The organism is Tannockella kyphosi (assembly GCF_021054785.1).
Taxonomy (GTDB): Bacteria; Bacillota_I; Bacilli_A; order Erysipelotrichales; family Coprobacillaceae; genus Tannockella; species Tannockella kyphosi.
The window spans coordinates 344439-359136 of sequence record NZ_CP088239.1 but is presented as its reverse complement, the minus strand read 5'-3'; the positions used below and the strand labels follow the sequence as shown (position 1 = coordinate 359136).

Annotated in this window: 15 protein-coding genes and 1 other annotated feature; of the genes, 2 read left to right on the top strand and 13 right to left on the bottom strand. The window is 31.1% G+C overall.

Annotation, left to right across the window (positions count from 1 at the left end):
- Nucleotides 1-123: 123 nt before the first annotated feature.
- Together LRR82_RS01920 and LRR82_RS01915 are read left to right on the top strand one after the other, a co-directional pair.
- A complete protein-coding gene (locus tag LRR82_RS01920; protein WP_249029829.1) occupies nt 124-1047 on the top strand; it encodes an alpha/beta hydrolase in 924 nt (307 codons plus the stop codon).
- Between the two features lie 71 nt (nt 1048-1118).
- Nucleotides 1119-1559 (top strand): TspO/MBR family protein, encoded by a 441-nt coding sequence (locus LRR82_RS01915; RefSeq protein ID WP_249029828.1) that lies wholly within the window; start codon nt 1119-1121, stop codon nt 1557-1559.
- Between the two features lie 34 nt (nt 1560-1593).
- Here LRR82_RS01915 and LRR82_RS01910 read toward each other — a convergent pair whose 3' ends face one another.
- The 13 genes from LRR82_RS01910 to LRR82_RS01850 form a co-directional block, all read right to left on the bottom strand.
- Nucleotides 1594-2910 carry an NCS2 family permease gene (locus tag LRR82_RS01910; RefSeq protein ID WP_249029827.1) on the bottom strand — a complete coding sequence of 439 codons (1317 nt, stop codon included), beginning with the start codon at nt 2908-2910 and terminating at the stop codon, nt 1594-1596.
- A gap of 102 nt (nt 2911-3012) precedes the next feature.
- Entirely contained in the window at nt 3013-3414 is a 402-nt protein-coding gene (locus LRR82_RS01905; protein WP_249029826.1) for an MG284/MPN403 family protein, read from the bottom strand.
- A 50-nt stretch (nt 3415-3464) separates the two neighbouring features.
- Entirely contained in the window at nt 3465-4196 is a 732-nt protein-coding gene (locus tag LRR82_RS01900) for a tyrosine-protein phosphatase (RefSeq protein ID WP_249029825.1), read from the bottom strand.
- 45 nt (nt 4197-4241) lie between these two features.
- The gene (gene proS, locus LRR82_RS01895) at nt 4242-5678 is read right to left on the bottom strand and encodes a proline--tRNA ligase (RefSeq protein ID WP_249029824.1); all 1437 of its coding nucleotides are present in this window, start codon (nt 5676-5678) and stop codon (nt 4242-4244) included.
- Between the two features lie 67 nt (nt 5679-5745).
- On the bottom strand, nt 5746-6147 hold the full coding sequence (locus LRR82_RS01890; protein WP_249029823.1) for a GNAT family N-acetyltransferase: 402 nt from the start codon (nt 6145-6147) through the stop codon (nt 5746-5748).
- A gap of 65 nt (nt 6148-6212) precedes the next feature.
- Nucleotides 6213-6455, bottom strand: a complete 243-nt coding sequence (gene grcA3, locus LRR82_RS01885) for an autonomous glycyl radical cofactor GrcA3 (RefSeq protein WP_283162785.1) — start codon at nt 6453-6455, stop codon at nt 6213-6215.
- A gap of 42 nt (nt 6456-6497) precedes the next feature.
- Complete coding sequence (locus LRR82_RS01880) at nt 6498-6995, bottom strand: shikimate kinase (RefSeq protein ID WP_249029822.1); 498 nt, start codon at nt 6993-6995, stop codon at nt 6498-6500.
- A complete protein-coding gene (gene pheA / locus LRR82_RS01875; protein ID WP_249029821.1) occupies nt 6992-8107 on the bottom strand; it encodes a prephenate dehydratase in 1116 nt (371 codons plus the stop codon). The genes LRR82_RS01880 and pheA overlap by 4 nt, the downstream gene beginning before the upstream one ends.
- A gap of 2 nt (nt 8108-8109) precedes the next feature.
- Entirely contained in the window at nt 8110-9177 is a 1068-nt protein-coding gene (aroC, locus tag LRR82_RS01870) for a chorismate synthase (protein ID WP_249029820.1), read from the bottom strand.
- Nucleotides 9155-10435 carry a 3-phosphoshikimate 1-carboxyvinyltransferase gene (gene aroA, locus LRR82_RS01865; protein WP_249029819.1) on the bottom strand — a complete coding sequence of 427 codons (1281 nt, stop codon included), beginning with the start codon at nt 10433-10435 and terminating at the stop codon, nt 9155-9157. The genes aroC and aroA overlap by 23 nt, the downstream gene beginning before the upstream one ends.
- An 11-nt stretch (nt 10436-10446) precedes the next feature.
- On the bottom strand, nt 10447-11505 hold the full coding sequence (aroB, locus tag LRR82_RS01860) for a 3-dehydroquinate synthase (RefSeq protein WP_249029818.1): 1059 nt from the start codon (nt 11503-11505) through the stop codon (nt 10447-10449).
- Nucleotide 11506: 1 nt separating this feature from the next.
- Nucleotides 11507-12520: a 3-deoxy-7-phosphoheptulonate synthase gene (gene aroF / locus LRR82_RS01855; RefSeq protein ID WP_249029817.1), complete on the bottom strand. Its 1014-nt coding sequence runs from the start codon at nt 12518-12520 to the stop codon at nt 11507-11509.
- 56 nt (nt 12521-12576) lie between these two features.
- Nucleotides 12577-12823, bottom strand: a binding site (T-box leader).
- A 63-nt stretch (nt 12824-12886) separates the two neighbouring features.
- Complete coding sequence (locus tag LRR82_RS01850) at nt 12887-14698, bottom strand: ABC transporter ATP-binding protein/permease (protein WP_249029816.1); 1812 nt, start codon at nt 14696-14698, stop codon at nt 12887-12889.

Sequence of the window (14698 nt, the reverse complement as noted above, 5' to 3'; positions counted from 1 at the left end):
AAACGTCTCCTTTATTAAGCCTATCTTTATTATATTATACCAATAAAATAGTTGTTTTTCTACTTCTAATTGACTAGAATAGAAGTGAGCAATTATTTTAATTCTAGCTAACGGAGGTAGAAAATGAAAAAATCAACATTAATTACATTAGGTCTTGCAACGAGTGTTAGTGCTAGTGCTGGTTATTATTGGGCCAACACTAAATTATTTAATGCTACTTTAGTAGGACACAAAAAATCAGTATCTGTTCATGATACCGATACTAGTTGTTTAACTCAACCAACAATTGATGCATCTATTTGGTTTAAAAAAGCACCTAAAAAAGCAGTGGAATTAAAGACTTTTGATGGACTTACTTTAAAAGGGGATATTATTGTCCATAAAGAGTGTCAGAAATGGATTATTTTAGCACATGGATATAAGTCTACAAAAGTAAGTATGTATATTAGTGCCCAAAACTTTTTTGAACAAGGATATAACATATTGGTGTTTGATCAAAGAAGTCATGGTAATAGTGATGGTAAGTATATTGGTATGGGGTGGTTAGAACAAAATGATTTAATGGATTGGATTCAATATATTCAAGATATTCATAGCGATGCTAAAATAGCCTTATATGGTGTTAGTATGGGGGCTGCTACTGTTATGAATACTACTGGTAATAATTTACCAGAGAATGTTGTATGTGCGATTGAGGATTGTGGTTTTACAAGTGTTGGTGAAATATTATTAAGTCAAATGAAAAAGAAATATGGTTCTGATTTTAAAGCTCTATTAGTTGGTTTCCAAGCTTTGTGTAAAAGAAAACTAGGATATGATATTTTTAAAGCAAGCAGTGTTGATCAGCTTAAAAAATCAAAAACACCTACATTATTTATACATGGAACAAAGGATACCTATGTTCCTTTTGAAATGGTTTACCATAATTATGAAGCATGTAGTGCCAAAAAAGAACTATTAGTAGTTCCTGATGCAGGACACGCTTTAGCTCTATTAGATGATAGTTATTTTAAAGTAATCCATTCTTTTTTGAAAAAATATATGTAAAGATATCATTTATTTGATATCTTTTTTGCATATTTTATTATTTATTAGCTATAATCTAATAAGGTGATAAAATGATATTTTCTATATTTTTACTATTTTTTCCTTTATTAACAAGCTGGCTGATTTCGATATTTGTGGATACATCCTTGTATACAAATCTAGTTCTTCCTAGCTTTGCCCCTAGTAGTTTTGTTTTTCCTATTGTATGGACTGTATTATATCTTATGATGGGCTATAGCAGTTATCGGATTTATAAAAAGAGTGAAACAACAATAGCTCAAGTTATCTATTTTATACAACTGTTTATTAATTTAATTTGGCCTTTTTTCTTTTTTCAATATCAATTCTTTACTTTTTCTGCTTTGTGGCTTTTGCTTTTAATTATTTTAGTAATAGGAACAATAATCTTATTCTTCCAAATAGATCATACTTCTGGTTATTTACTTCTACCTTATCTTTTTTGGATCACTTTTGCACTATTCTTAAATATCACTATTGTTATTTTAAATTAAAAAGGGTTTCTATTAAAAGAAACCCTTTTTGCTATTAAATAATTGCAAAATATGCAACGAAAATAGCAATTAATGCCCAAACAATTGGACTTACTTGTTTTGTTTTTCCAGTTACTGCCATTGATAAACCATAAACGATAAATCCAAAAGCAATCCCATCAGAAATAGAATAAGTTAAAATCATCATAATGATAGTAACAAATCCAGATGCAGCAAATACGAAATCTTCCCAATCAATACCACCTAATTGTTGAGCCATCAATACACCTACTACTACTAATGCAGGAGCTGTGATTGCACTTGTTACAATTGATAATAAAGGTGAAAAGAAGATAGATAATAAGAATAAAAGCGCTGTAGTACAAGCAGTTAATCCTGTTCTACCACCAACTTCTACACCAGCCGTTGATTCTACATAAGATGTTACAGTGGAAGTTCCAATGAATCCTCCAAAAATAGTCCCCGCAGAATCTGCAATTAGTGCTTTTTCAATATTTTCTAATTCTCCATTTTCATCTACTAACTTTGCTCTATTTGCTACTGAAATTAATGTCCCAGCAGTATCAAAGAAGTCTACGAATAATAATGAGAATAAAGCTACAATGCATTGTGGATTCGCGAATAACTCACCAAATCCTTCTACAAATAAACCAAATAAACTAAAGTCTAATTCAGTAGAAATAATCGCTGTTGGAGCAGTTGGCATCCCAGCTACACCACATAACCCAGCAATAATTCCAGTTATTGCAGTAACTACTAAACCATAAAATACGGCAGCTGGAACTTTCTTTGCTAATAAAGCTAAAGTTACCAAGATACCAAAAACAGAAAGTAATACTACAGGATCCGTTAAATCTCCTAATGCAACAAATGTAGATGCATCAGAGACAATAATTCCAGCATTCTTTAAACCGATAAAAGCAATAAAGAACCCAATACCAGCACCAATTGCTAATTTTAATTGAGCAGGAATTGCATTAATAACTGCTTTACGAATTCCCGTAACTGAAATTACTAAGAAAATAGCACCAGATACTACTACAGCAGCTAAGGCAGCAGCTGGAGAGAATCCCATTTGGAATACAATCGTATATGTAAATAATGCATTTACACCCATTCCTGGAGCTAATGCTACTGGATAGTTTGCTAACAATCCCATAATCATTGTTCCAACACAGGCTGATAATGCTGTCGCCAAGAAAACACCTTCAAATGACAATCCAGTTTCACTAAGCATAGCAGGGTTAACCGCTAATACATAAGCCATCGCCAAGAAAGTAGTAACACCTGCAAAAACTTCCGTTTTTACATTCGTCCCTTTTTGAGACAATTTAAACATTTTTTCTAACATAATCTTCCTCCTATAAAACAACAGGCTTATTATAGCGAAACAACTCCTTATTTGCAATAAAATTATCCTTTTTTCAAACAATTCCTATTATCATAGTGTGGTTTAGATATTCAAATAGAACAAAGCTTCTTCCATTGCTCTAGACTTCACTCGATAATAAGTAGATTTAGAATAATACTCATACCACCAACCCTCATCTAATGGTTCTACAAACTCATTCATAATGATTCTTTTTGTTTCTGTTGATAAAGTACTTACAATGCATTCAAAAGTAATAATAATACTTTCTAATTCATCTTTATTATCAATATGTTCATTTAATTTATCCATCATACTAACACTATAATGATTTCCTTTTTCACGAACTAAATCATAATGAATTGCAGGATAAAAAGATGTTTGATTTAAACAATGCAATTTTATCTTTGCTCTTCGATACTGGCTAAATATTTTTTCTAATACTAATTGTTTTTCACGAAATGTGAGTGCTTTGATTTTTGTCATAAAAATTCCCCTCCTAATCTTGTATACGAGATAAATTGGGGAATTACTTCTTAAATTGTAAAATTTTCAATAATAATTTCAATATCTTCTTCTTTTATGCCACAACTCAATAAATATCCTTTTGCACTACCATAGTTTTCTTTTAAATATCCTAAGAACTTCATCATATATCTAGGGTTAGAACTTAGAAATTTTTTGTCTTCTAAATCCATCACTTGTTCCAATGATTCCATCATCTTTTGATTATTTTCATAAGATTGACTATAGTCCTTAACAATATCATATTCATAACATCCTGCTAAATCTAATAACAAAGCACTAATAACACCACTACGATCTTTCCCTGCAGAGCAGTGAAATAAAATAGTTTGATAACTATGCTTTACGAAAACTTCAAATATTTTACGAATATTCTCTTTATTGGCTTCTAATAAATAAATATAAAAGCCACTTAAATCTTGAAAGTTTTTTATATCTTCTGGTAATGTATGAACAAATTTATCTTGTAATAATGGAATCTCATATACTTGAAAAGAAGGTTCATCATAAGCCTTACTTGGTTGATGATGACGTTCATTAGGACTACGTAAATCAATAATGATTTCAACTTCTTTTTTTCTTAAAATATCCATATCTTCTTCTTTTGCTCCAGCCATGCTCGAAGCACGAACAAAACAATTACTGCGAGTATATCTTCCACCCTGTGTTTCATAACCACCCAAATCACGAGTATTAGGCATCCCTGTTAATTTAATATATCTTTCTTCTCTACTTAATTGCATCTTATCGATTCCTTTCTAAAAAAAAGCAAAGAAATATTCTTTGCTTTAGTATGCTCTTGCAAAATAAACTACTTGATGAGCCGGTTTTCCACAAATAGGACATACATCACTAAATGCTTCTTCCTCTTTAATACAACGGCTAGTTGCTCCTGTATCATCTTTAATTTTCATTTCACATGCTTCATCTCCACACCACATTAATTTTACATATCCTGCTTTTTTATTTAGGATATCTTTAAATTCATCATATGTTTTTGCTTGACGAATGTTTTCATCACGGAATTCTTTTGCTTTTAGATACATTTCATCATGAATTGTATCTAATAATTGATGGATTGTCGTACTTAAAGCATCATCTAAAGGATAACTTTCTTTCACTCCATCATTACGTTTTGCTAGGATACATTGAGATTTTTCAATATCCTTAGGACCTACTTCTAAACGAAGTGGAATTCCACGCATCTCTGCTTCTGCAAACTTCCATCCTGGAGATTTATCACTAGCGTCTACTTTTACACGAATTCCAGCAGCTTTTAAGCTTGCTTCTAATTCATAAACCTTATCTAATACTCCCTCTTTTTGTTGTTGAATAGGGATAATTATTACTTGTGTTGGTGCTACTCTAGGTGGTAACACTAATCCATTATTGTCACCATGAACCATAATAATAGCTCCTAATAATCTTGTTGATACTCCCCATGATGTTTGGTAAACATGTTCCCACTTATTTTCTTTTGATAAATATTTCATATCAAAAGCTTTCGCAAAACCATCTCCAAAATAATGACTAGTTCCTGATTGAAGTGCTTTTCCATCATGCATAAGAGCTTCAATCGTATATGTTTCTTTAGCACCAGCAAACTTCTCTTTGTCTGTTTTTCTTCCTGTTATCATAGGAATAGCTAATAATTCTATTGATGTTTTTTCATAAATATCTAACATTTGTAATGTTTCTGCTTGGGCTTCTTCTTTTGTAGCATGAATAGTATGTCCTTCTTGCCATAAAAACTCCGAACCACGTAAAAATGGTCTTGTTGTTTTTTCCCAACGTACCACAGAACACCATTGATTATATAACTTTGGTAAATCACGGTATGAATTTACTATCTTTGCATAATGTTCACAAAATAATGTTTCCGATGTTGGACGAATCACTAAATTTTCTTCTAAAGTATCTAATCCACCTTTGGTAACTACCGCACATTCAGGGGCAAACCCTTCTACGTGATCCGCTTCTTTTTGTAGTAATGATGAAGGGATTAACATTGGCATGTATACATTTTCATGTCCTGTTTCTTTGAATAATTTATCCATATAAGATTGAATTTGTTCCCACATTGCATATCCATAAGGACGATAAATAATAAATCCTTTTACACTACTATAATCCATTAATTCTGCTTTACGACATACATCTGTATACCACTGTGCAAAATCATCTTCCATTGATGTGATAGCATCATTTTTTATATTTTTTGCCATTGAAATTCTCCTTTGTTTCTATCTAGATAATTCTACTATAAGTTGCTCCTTCTTGCAAGAACGTTTCCTATAGCTTCCATAAATAAATATCTTTTATTTTCTCTTCTTTCGAAAAGTCTTTTCGATACTGTTTTGGTATCTCTTTGGTTTCTAAAAAAGTAGCCACTTTTTCAATTGTTTTTTTAGAAGCAATATTATTAGGATCACATGTAATAATCACTTCATGAAAACCATGCTCTAAAATCCATGGTTCTAAACATAACAATGCTTGATAGGCATAACCATTTCCTTGATATTGCTTTTCTACACTATAACCAATATGGCCAGCATAATAATTATCTTGATTACTACCAGTTCGAAAAGTGAGTGTTCCTACTTGTTTTTTATGCACCATCATATCAAAAATATAGTAAGGGTGCCAAGATACTGGGAGTCCATCATGTACAAATTCATTTAATTTAAGTTTCATAAGTCACCTCATTCTTCATTCTATCATAATATAAAAAACAAAAAAAGCACCCGAAGGTGCTAACATTACATTTGACTATGGAATGTTCTAGAGATAACGTCATCTTGTTGTTCTTTTGTTAACTTTACAAAGTTAACAGCGTATCCTGAAACACGTACTGTTAATTGTGGATAATTTTCTGGGTGAGCTTGAGCATCCATTAATGTTTCTTTTGTAAAAACATTAACATTTAAGTGATGTCCACCATTTGCTGCATATCCATCTAACATGGAAACTAAGTTATCTACTTGTTGATTATTTGATGTCATATTCAATACCCCCTTTGACAAAACCTATTATATCTTAGGTGACTAAAGATTTCTATTGATATGCTCCATTAGTTTTTCTATCGCTTCTTGTAAAGAAATATCATTTATAAAGTGATAATCACAATAATCTTGATACAAATGATGACGCTCATGATATAAATCATATAATGCTTGAGGACCATTCTTCAATAAAGGTCTCGATGCAGTAGTAACATCTAAAACAATATTTTCTACAGGACGATCTATATAAATAATATATCCATTCTCTTTTAGTGCATCAATATTCTCTTTATTTTTAATAACTCCTCCACCTGTAGAAATAATACAGCCTTCTTTTTTACTTACTTCATGACAACACTCTGTTTCTCTACTTCTAAATAAATCTTCTCCTTGACAAAACATATCTTGAATAGTTTCCTGATATTTAGTTTCTATATAATGATCCAAATCAATGATTTCTAATGATAGTTTTTTAGATAGTTCATAAGCTATTGTTGTTTTTCCACATCCCATTAATCCAATAAAAACAATATTTTTCATCCTTCATAATTTCCTATTACATCTAATGTTAAACAATAACTTCTCATTTGTTGTAATGCAACTTGAACTGTTCTATCTTCTAAATTACCATTAAAATCAATATAAAAATAATATTGCCATTCTTGATCTACAATCGGTCTTGATTCAATTCTAGTTAGATTTAAATGATGATTTTTTACTGTTTTTAAAATACTATACAATGCTCCTACTTTATGATCCAAAGTAAACACAATACTCACAATATTTGCCTTTTTATTCTTTTCTAAATTCCTACTAATAACAATAAAACGAGTATGATTGTTTTCTTGAGTATGAATATTTTCTTGAATAACTTTTAAACCATATATTTTAGCAGCTTGCAATGATGCAATTGCTGCTTTGGAGAAATCATCTTGTTCACTAACATATTTTGCTGCAGCTGCAGTATTCGTAAAATCATGGCAATCCATATTTGGATGTTCATCTAAATATTTTGATGATTGTAAAATACCTTGAGGGTGTGAATATACATCACGAATAGTTTCTACTTTCGCTCCCTCTTTAGCTAATAAATGTTGTGTGATAGGAATACTAATCTCTCCCACTACAAAACAGTTATATAAGCGTAATAAGTCATAATTATCATTAATGGAACCTGTATTTGAATTTTCCAAAGGAACAATACCATAATCAATTGTTTGATTCATTAAAGCAATATAAACATCCTCAAATTTAGGAAAATAGACACTTTCTATCTTACCAAAGTATTGTTGTAATGCTTGATTAGAAAAAGAACCTGGTACTCCTTGATAACCTGCTTTTAAAGTAGTTTCCATTGGTTTTGTTAATTCTATTTCTTGTGATAAAGGAATAAAGCTAGCTTGATATGCTTTTGATGTATCCATCATATCTTGAAAAAAGCTTAATGCATATTTTTGTAAGTCTTGATCTTTTATTCTTTGACTATTTTTTTCTAAAACAATTTGTTCTCTTTCTGGTTGAAAGATAGGTAAATTATTTGCTAACTTATAAGTAATTACATCTTTTGAAACAGCCATACGCTGTTCAAAAAGACTTGCTATTTGGCTATCTAATGAGTCTATTTCTTGACGACAAGTTTCTAAATCTTTCATAATTACCTCATAAAATCAAGCATCGTTATTGCTGCCATTGCTTCAATGACAACGATTGCTCGAGGAACGATACAAGGATCATGACGACCATGTACTTCCAATGTTGTATTTTCTTTTGTTTCTACATTAATTGTATTTTGTTGTTTTGAAATAGAAGGAGTTGGTTTTAGGGCAACTTCAAATATAATTGGCATTCCATTACTAATACCACCTGTAATACCACCATTATTATTTGTTAAACAAGTCACTTTTTCCCCTTGATAAACATAACAATCATTTGCTTGACTCCCTTTTAACTGACTAATTTGGCGATTTCCAAAATGAATTCCTTTTACAGCTGGTACTGAAAACATCAAACTAGCTAAGTGACTTTCTATTGAATCAAAGAAAGGTTCTCCAATTCCTGCTGGTATTCCTAGAATAGCACATTCTATTTTACCTCCAACTGAATCTTGATCCATTCTTGCTGTTTCAATAGCTTCTTGCATTTTTGAATAGATTGCTTTGTTTAGAACAGGATAAACTTGTTCTTGTAACAATTGCACTGTTTGTTTTGTAATTGTTGTTTCAAACAAATCATCTTGGATATTTTCTATTGCACTCATATGTCCAACTATTTCAATTCCTTTTTGTTTTAAAATAAGTTTAGCAATTGCTCCGGCAAATACAATTGGGGCACTAATACGCCCTGAAAAATGACCTCCTCCACGAACATCATTAAACCCAAGATATTTAATATAAGCAGGATAATCACTATGTCCTGGTCGCATATGTGTTTTTAAAACAGAGTAATCTTTGGAGTGTTGATCATTGTTATAAATCATTGCCATTAAAGGAGCTCCTGTTGTTTTACCTTCTAGAACACCACTCATAATCTCTACTTCATCTTTTTCTACTCTTGCTGTAGACATTTTATTTTTACCTGGTGCACGTCGTTGCATTTCTTGATGAATAAATTCTTTATCTAGAATAATTCCACTCGGTAAATTACCGAGTAAAACACCAATTGCTTTTCCATGACTTTCTCCAAAAATAGATATTTCAATATTATTCTTCCATGTCGCACTCATCAATAATTCCTCCTAGTGATTGATAATCTTCCCAAAAATTAGGGTAAGACTTTTGTACACATTCCATATTATCTATTATAATCGGTTGATTACTAATTGTACATGCTATTGCAAGCATCATGGCAATACGATGGTCATCAAAAGTACTTGTCTTTCCACCATGTAGTGGAGTTACTCCATCTATTTCCATCCCTTCCTCTAATTCTTCAATATTAGCTCCCAATATATTTAACTGACTTCTTGTTGCTTCAATACGGTCACACTCCTTAATGCGCAGTCTACCGGCATTAATAATCGAAGTATGTCCTTTTGCTTGACTACAAGCCAAACTAATAACAGGAATAACATCCGGACATTGACTCGCATCAATTGTTGTTGCTTGTAACTGTTTTGCAGTTACCTTCAAGCCATCCTTATTGTGGCTAATAGAAGCATTCATACGTTCTAAAATATCTAATGTTTCCTTATCTCCTTGTAATGATTTTACATTTAAGTTTGTTAAAGTTACATCATTTCCGATCGCACCAGCTACTAAATAAAATGCAGCTTGTGAAAAATCAGCTTCTACTGTATAGTCCATAGCATGGTATGATTGGTTTGCTTTTATGTAATATTTTTGATAATTTTCATGTTCTATTTCAATACCAAACATGGTTAACATTTGAAGTGTTAAATCAATATAACCAATTGATTCTAAAGGAGATGTTATTTCAATCACTGAATCTTGTTCTAATAGAGGTAAAGCATATAACAATCCAGTAATAAACTGTGATGAAATATTACCTGGTATTTGATAGACATCGGCTTTTAGTTGACCCTCTATATGTAAATCCAACACACCCTCTTGGCATGTATAATCTATATTTTGACGATCAAATATTTCATAAAAAGTATGTAAAGGACGTTTTCCTAAGTTACCTTCACCAACAAAGTGTACTTTATTTTCTTTTACAATAGAAATAGGAACTAAAAAACGTAATGTTGAACCTGATTCTTTACAATCAATATAACTATCCTTTTTCTTAAAAGTAGTAGTTCCATCAATAATTAAAAAATCATGATAACGCATTATTTGAGTACCTAATGATTCCATTGCTTTAATTGTTGCATCTATATCTTTTGAGTATTGAATATTATCAATACGGCTTATTCCATTAGCTAATGATGCACAAAGAATAGCACGATGTGCTAAACTTTTAGAAGGAGGGACTTGAATAGTCCCTCTTAGTTTTCTTGGAGTTATTTTTAATTTCGTCATTCTTTTTTCCCCTAAATCACTTCTTTATTCAACACAAAGTCATGACTTCCCTTATAAATAATAGTTTGCCCTATTTCTTTTAAGATGACATAAGACAAAGAAGAATGAATATTCTTTTTATCTAAAGAAATAGCTTGTAATAAATCTTTTGTCTTTAAACCACAAGCAGTTGGAATATGATATTTTTCTAATAGTGAAGCAATTAAATCAGCAGTCCCTGGAACTGTCATACCTGTTTGTTCACTAATGTGTGTTAATTGAACCATACCAATACCTACTGCTTGACCATGACTATAGTTTTCATAATGATAATATTGTTCAATAGCGTGTGCCAATGTATGTCCAAAATTTAAAATCAAACGATCACCAAAATCATATAAATCATTTTCTACAACAATTCTTTTACAATCAACACAACGATAAATAATCTGATCAATATCTTGATATAAATCTTTAAAATCTTGATAATTTAACAATTGTTCAAATAGTTTAGCATCTTTTATACATCCATATTTAATAACCTCACCCATTCCATCACTAATAAAATGATCAGAAAGAGTTAATAATGTTGTTGGATCAATTAAAACTAATTTCGGATGATAAAATGCCCCTATTAAATTCTTACCTTCTGGTAAATCAACTGCTACTTTCCCTCCTACAGAAGAATCCACTTGTGCAAGTAAAGAAGTCGGTATTTGTACAAACGGTATTCCTCGCAAATAAGTAGCCGCAACAAAGCCAGCTAAATCTCCAATAACACCCCCACCTAAAGCAATAATGCAATCAGTTCTTGTTATTTTTGCATTTAATAATTGTTTATATAAAGATGGTAAAATATCAAATCTTTTTGCTTTTTCTCCATGTTCTACAACAATAGAAGAAACCTCATATTGTTTTGATAAAACATCTTCTACTTGTTTTCCATAATGACCATAGACATTGTCATCACTAATAATCATTATTTTCTTACCTTGAAAAACATCTTTTATATACAAATCAAGTTTTGTTAAGATTCCTTTTTCAATAAATATAGGATAACTATCTTTCCCTAAGTCTACAATCATTTTCATATTAAACCTTCTTTCCTACGATTTGTGCAATTGCTCCAACTTCTTTTATTAATTTTGCATACTTTTCTGGTTTTAATGATTGTGGTCCATCACACATTGCACATTCTGGATTATTATGTACTTCTACCATTAATCCGTCACATCCAGCTGCTACTGCTGCTTTTGCCATTGGTTCTACTAACCACCATTTTCCTCCAGCATGACTTGGATCAATAATAATTGGTAAATGTGTTAGTTTTTGTACTACTGGGATTGCTTGTAAATCTAATGTGTTTCTTGTATAGCTTTCAAATGTACGAATCCCTCTTTCACATAAGATAACATTTGGATTCCCATGAGCCATAATATATTCTGCTGACATAATCCATTCTTCAAATGTTGCACATAATCCTCTCTTTAATAAGATTGGTTTTTTTACTTTCCCTAATTTTTTTAATAAATCAAAGTTTTGCATGTTTCTTGCTCCAATTTGAATTAAGTCTACTTTTTCTTCAAATTCTTCAATATAACTGGCATCCATTAATTCTGATACAATTGGTAATCCTGTGATTTTCTTTGCTTCTACTAAAATATCCAATCCATTACTTCCCATCCCTTGGAATGCATAAGGTGATGTTCTTGGTTTGAATGCTCCACCACGTAACATATTTGCCCCAGCAGCTTTTGCTGCTTTTGCTATTTCTACTACTTGTTCTACACTCTCTACTGAACATGGTCCTGCAATTAAAGCTAAGTTCTCTCCTCCCACTTTAACACCAGCTACATCAATAATAGAATCTTCTGGATGAAAAGCACGGTTCGCTAATTTATAAGGCTCTCCTACATGCATTACTTTATCTACTGAATGTAATACTTCTAATTGGCGAGCATCGACTTTTGTTGTATCCCCAATAACACCTACAACACTAACGCCCTGTCCATCTACTACACTTACTGCTAATCCTTTGTCTTCAATCATTTGTGAAACATTTGCTACATCTTGTTTCGTTGCCTCTTTTTTCATTACTATAATCATTTTATAGTCCCCCTTGTCTTGTCAACCGCTGTATAAATAAAAAAACTCCCATCCTATATAAGGACGAGAGCATTCACTTCGTGTTACCACCTTTGTTCATTTATATATTACTATATAAACCTTATCAAGTACGTTCTTTCGAGTTATACTTGTACACTATAACGGGTGTTACCGGAGATGCCTACTTTCTTTTTCAGCACTCTACTCCAAGATGAATTCGATATAGATCCATTATTCTTTTCCACCAACCAAGAACTCTCTAAAAATATTTCTATATGTACTATTTCTTTTCAATGTATTTATACGACTAGTTGTTGTAACCATAATATATAAAATCAGTATCTTTGTCAACAGTTTTGCTATAATTTAACGTTCCCTTAAAGCTTCTACAATATCTTGCTGGCATCCATAATACGCTGGAAAGCTACTACAAATAACACTTAAAAAAAGTGCACTAAGATAAACCTTACTAAACATTCCAATATTCACATTTAAAAAACCTCCTATTAATTCAATTGATAAATAAGTTGTTAACCATTCATTTATAACTCCTTGGACCAACAAAAAACAAAAAACACTACCAACATATGCCCCTGTCACAATAAGAATGGACTCTAGTACAATTAATAGAAATACTTGTTTTTGATCAGCACCAAAGCAACGTATAATAGCAATTTCTTTTTTTCTTTCTACAACTGAAAGAAACAACACTTGTCCAACCAAAAAACAAGCAGAAACAATAGCTAATCCACAAAATAGAAACAATACTATTTGTACTTGGCTAAATATCTCATCAATAGAATCACTAATAGTAAAAGAAGACACTTCTATTTTAGAACCATCTAATTGATTTTCTAAAGTGGCTTGTATTTTCGATGGATCAACCTGTGAATCCAATTCTACCATTGCTAACATAATTTTATAACCATTACTACCAAATAACTCCTCTATATGAGCAATATTACTATACTCATTAAAATATGCAGTATCTAATAAAACACTTTCCTCACTAACTCCAACTACTTCTAATTCTATTGATAACACTTGTTGTTCATAAGTATACCAACAATAAACTGTTTCACCAATGATAGAAGTTACATCTCCTGATGATAGCAACTTCTTAGCTGTACTACTAGCCAATACTACTTCGTTATTATTTTTTGTAACTTCCCCAACATCTACGTTCGTTATTTGTTTGGTGCTATCTCCAATATAAATACAGTTTTCATTTTGATAACTAGCATCGAATGATATCCCTAAACAATAAGCATCCTCATATTCTACATATGTGAAATATTCCTTTGTTACTTCTTTTATTTGTTCATATTCTAACTCTTTGCTATCCGGTAAAATTGTTAAGGTATTACTAGGAAGTAATTTATATATTTGTTCCTTGATTTGGCTATTTGTTGCTTCTAACAAAGAAAAGCTAAATAAGATAGAAAATAATGCCAAAGATACACCAAACAATATTTTTAAATTTCTTTTTGATTTACTTTTACTTTGTAAAAAAGCAAAAGTAAATAAAGGATACGGATTTTGAGAATCTTGTTTTTCAACCAAAGTACCACTCTCTTTTGCTTTTGTTTTACAAGTTATTTTCCCATCTTGCATTTTAATAACCTCATCAAAATACTTTTCATCTAACTGATGACTACTTACAATGACTAAACACTGTTTTGACAATTCTTTTAATAGTTGCATGATTTCTAGTTGGTTTGATTTATCTAAACAGGATGTAGGTTCATCACACAACAAAATATTTGGTTGATTATACAAACATCGTAAAATAGCTATTCTTTGTTTTTGTCCACCAGAATAAGTAGATAATCTATTTTTTAATGGAAAGTCTAAGGCCATTGATGGTGTCTTTGTTTTCTTGAAATATCTTGATAAAATACTATTTTGATAAGCTTTTAAATAGTCTATTAAATGAAATTGTTGAAAAATAAAACAAACTTTTTTACGATATTTTTTATTCTTACGACATTCCTTTCCTTGCCATAATAATTGCCCTGTATAATCACTATCTAATCCTCCTAAAATATGCAACAACGTTGTCTTACCACACCCAGAAGGACCACTTAATAAAACAAAACCAGTATTAGGTAAATCAAAAGATATTTCATCCAATACCTTCTCTTGATAAGTTTTAGTTATTCCTCTTAACTCTAACAT